The 4058-nt window shown below is 35.1% G+C and carries 3 protein-coding genes; all 3 read left to right on the top strand.

Annotation, left to right across the window (positions count from 1 at the left end):
- Window positions 1-199 precede the first annotated feature (199 nt).
- The 3 genes from DW642_RS15525 (at window position 200) to DW642_RS15515 (ending at window position 3657) form a co-directional block, all read left to right on the top strand.
- Window positions 200-397, top strand: coding sequence for a helix-turn-helix domain-containing protein (locus DW642_RS15525; protein ID WP_207660216.1), 198 nt, complete (start codon window positions 200-202; stop codon window positions 395-397).
- A 144-nt stretch (window positions 398-541) separates the two neighbouring features.
- Window positions 542-1687, top strand: coding sequence for a DNA cytosine methyltransferase (locus DW642_RS15520; RefSeq protein WP_256359701.1), 1146 nt, complete (start codon window positions 542-544; stop codon window positions 1685-1687).
- Window positions 1684-3657: a BbrUII/HgiDII family restriction enzyme gene (locus tag DW642_RS15515; protein ID WP_117511000.1), complete on the top strand. Its 1974-nt coding sequence runs from the start codon at window positions 1684-1686 to the stop codon at window positions 3655-3657. Before DW642_RS15520 ends, DW642_RS15515 begins: the two co-directional genes overlap by 4 nt.
- Window positions 3658-4058: the final 401 nt, after the last annotated feature.

Here is a 4058-nt window from a genome sequence, read left to right as displayed (position 1 = left end):
TGATACACGGTTCGGATGTAACTTCCAATATCATCCCTTACGCAGAATGACTTGTAGTAAACGAACTTTATGGTGCAAAACACCTATGGGTGGTCCTATTAGCAAATTCTTAGCAAGAGGACACCCCACCAAAGTTGATTGCTACTGCCATTCTTCACTCCCTTAGTCAAAATGACAAGACAAATACATGGAGGTTACTATGGACAAGAAAGAGAAAAAGTCTCTGCCGGAACCGCGCACATACACCGTGGAACAGATTGCAGCCATGCTTAACATCGGCCGCACAACCGCATATCAGCTCGTCAAGCAGGAGGAGTTCAGGATCGTCCGCATAGGCAATGCGATTCGCGTCTCCAAGAGATCTTTTGACGAGTGGCTGGAAAGTTTGGAATTGTGAATATCCCAAGAAAAACCATATATAAACTTTAACAAATGCTTTAACAAATCTACAAATTTGGTTGCCACGCAAAGACTTTGCATGGTATAATAAGCTATTAAATAGCTTGAGAGAAAGGAGGAGATTAATATTACTGTTGTTGATTTGTTTTGTGGTTGTGGTGGAATGTCACTGGGATTTCAAGAAGCTGGATTTAATATCTTGGCTGGGTTTGAGCATTGGAACACTGCTATTTCTTGTTACAAAAAGAATTTTTCACACCCAGTTGAAGATGTTGATCTTTCGAATGTTGACCTTTCGGTAAAAACTATTGCAAAATATACACCTGATATTATAATAGGTGGTCCTCCTTGTCAAGACTTCTCTGGTGCTGGAAACAGAATTGAAGGTGACCGTGCAGATTTGACCATTGCATATGCAAATATTATCCAAAAAGTTTCTCCGCAATATTTTGTAATGGAAAATGTTGAACGTGCAGCTAGTAGTAACGCCTATAAAAAGGCTCGCAAAATCTTCAAAGATGCAGGATATGGATTGACAGAAAAAGTTCTTGATGCAAGCTTCTGTGGTGTTCCACAAAAAAGAAAGCGGTTTTTTTGTATTGGCTATAAAAATGGACCTGATAGTTTTTTAGATGGACTGTTATCAACCAACCAATCGGTATTTCCTTTGACAGTCCGCGAATATTTTACGCAGGAAAATTATAATTTATCAACAGAATATTATTATCGACATCCTCGCTCATATAAGCGACGTGGTATCTTTTCGGTTGATGAACCTTCTCCAACTATAAGAGGCGTTAATCGTCCGAAGCCTAATAATTATAAAAAGCATAGTGGAGATTTAGTTTCCCCTGATGGAGTACGTAACTTGACTGCGCTGGAACGCTCTCTTATACAAACATTTCCTCCAAATTTTGTTTGGGATGACTCTTCCGCATCAACTGAGCAAATGATTGGAAATGCAGTTCCAGTTAAGCTTGCTCATTATGTGGCAACTTGCTTAATGCGCTTCATCAACGGCGATACCGATTTACATAACTTACGTTTTATAGATTGGCTAAAAAAAGAAAAGACTCTTTCCGCTGAAGTCGCTGGCGATACTCTTTCTAGAATAGGACGTGCAAGAAGAATTTTAGATTTTGAAGATAACGATTGCGAAACTTATCTGAAAAAACTAAATGAAGAGAATCTATTCAAAGGCATTGTACCTTCCGTTCGCGCACAAATTCGTAGAGCGGTAAGATTATATTTTGAATATGTTTCTAATCATACGGAGGTAGAATCATGAGTGAACCAAAATTCCAAATGTCCATCAATTTGCAAGTATTAAACCATTTAGGCTTAAATCTTTATAGCAATACCTCTGCAGTTCTTTCAGAAGTTGTTGCAAACGCTTGGGACGCTGATGCTACAGAAGTAAACATCCAAATTGACGGAGATACTATTTCTATTACAGATAATGGTATTGGTATGAATTTGGCAGATATAAACAACAAATATTTAACTGTTGGATATCAGAAACGAAGTGAGAGCGGTGAATCTCTTATATTTCATAGACCTGTAATGGGAAGAAAGGGGATCGGAAAACTCTCTATGTTTTCTATTGCTAATACTGTTGAAGTTTATTCTAAAAAAGATGCTGAAGTTAATGGTTTTAAAATCGATACAAATTCTTTAAGAGAAGCTATAAAAACCAATGATACATACTATCCCGTCGAATTGCCTACTGATAATTTATTATTTACTAATAATGGTACAAAAATTATTTTAAGCGATCTCAAGAAAAAAAGAACAGCCGCTTTAGCTTCTCATTTGCGACAACGTTTAGCACGTAGATTTGCTATTATTGGTGCAAAAAATAATTTTAATGTATCTATAAATAATGAAAACATTGTTGTGTCTGACAGAAATTATCTTTCTAAAGCACAATGTGTATGGATGTTTCTTCCTAAGGAAGGTTCTGATGAATTTAAGGAAGATTTGAAATCTCAAACTAAAACAGAAAAAATTAAATTGATTAAAGAACTACCATCTGCAATCACAATTGGAGAGGTTCCCTATCATATCACTGGATGGATTGCCACGTGTTCAGAACCAAAGGAATTGGATGATGATGAAAATCTCAATCGTATAGTAATTATGGTTCGTGGGAAAATGGCCAAAGAAGATATTTTTTCGGAAATTGGGACTACTGCACTTTACTCAAAATATGTTTATGGTGAATTATCCGCAGATTTTCTTGACTTAGATAATGAAGCAGATATAACTACAAGTAGTCGTCAAGATTTTTTTGAAGATGATGAACGTTATATAGCTTTAAAGGAATTTATTAAAAAAGCTCTGACTTCTGTACGAAATGATTGGGAAGAGACAAGAAGCACCAGTGGTGTCGATGAAGCGTGTAAATATGTAGTTGTTAGTGATTGGTACAATGAATTAAAAGGTGATGATAAAAAATCTGCCAAAAAACTGTTTGGAAAAATCAACCAATTAACAGTAGAGAAAGATGAAAAAAAGGAACTTTTTAAACATGGTGTTTTAGCATTTGAATCTTTCAAGTTAAAAAACGAATTAAGTCAACTTGAAAAAATTAGTGCAGAAAATATCGCAGCATTTATTGAAGTTGCAGGACGTCTTGATAATATTGAAGCAACAATGTATTATCAGATTGTTCAAGAGCGTTTAGCGGTTATCAAAAAAATGCAAGATGTTGTATCAGATGGAAGTTTGGAAAAAGTAATACAAGATCACTTAAGCAAAAATTTATGGTTACTTGATCCTTCATGGGATAGAAGCACAGAACTTCCGGTAGTCGAACAGGCATTTAAAACCCAATTTAAAACTATTAATGCCGGTCTCTCTAAAGAGGAATTAGATGCTCGGCTTGATATTCGGTACAAAAAGGCATCAAATAAGCATTTAATAATCGAATTAAAAAAAGGAGATCGAACTGTTAAATCGCAAGAAATAACAGCCCAAGTATACAAATATTTTTCTGCTACTAAAAAAATAATGGCTACTTTAGACCAACCAGAACCCTTTGAAATTATAGTTCTTTTAGGTCGCCACTTAGATGGGGAAAACTATGACGAAGATGTATATCAGGCAACAAAAAATGCATTAAAGGCTTATCATTGTCGGATTATGTATTATGACGAACTTTTAAAAAATGCTCAAAATCTATACAGCGATTTCCTTGAACAGAACAAAAATCTTTCAACGCTTAGTAATATTATTAATGAACTAGAACTTGATTAGTATAAGCTATTCTGTGGAACAATCCAATATTTTTCTCCAAGAAAACGCTTTCCATCTAATCGCCGTATAATAACACAATGGAGAAAAAATTTCGATTGCCCAATTATTACATATTTCGCATTAGTATCTAATCGAGGAGGTCGTTCGCCAAGTATCGAATAGCCATACTTACATTTTGTTTTGTACTGAAACATATAAATTTCTCCTTTCTTAGTTCTATAGCTAAAATAAATATTTAAAAATATTTTATATTCTTTTATATGCCATAGGTTAACCGCCTATGGCATTTTTATACTCAAAATTAGAAAAGGAGGCTGGAGATGAAACTGACAGAAGCAGAAATGAGGAGTAAACGGTAGAATACGAGCACCTTGACAAATAGCAGACCGCTTTTGCGGTCT

Source organism: Blautia sp. AM23-13AC (genome assembly GCF_003435675.1).
GTDB lineage: Bacteria > Bacillota > Clostridia > Lachnospirales > Lachnospiraceae > Fusicatenibacter > Fusicatenibacter saccharivorans.
This window is presented reverse-complemented; position numbering and strand designations above follow the sequence as displayed.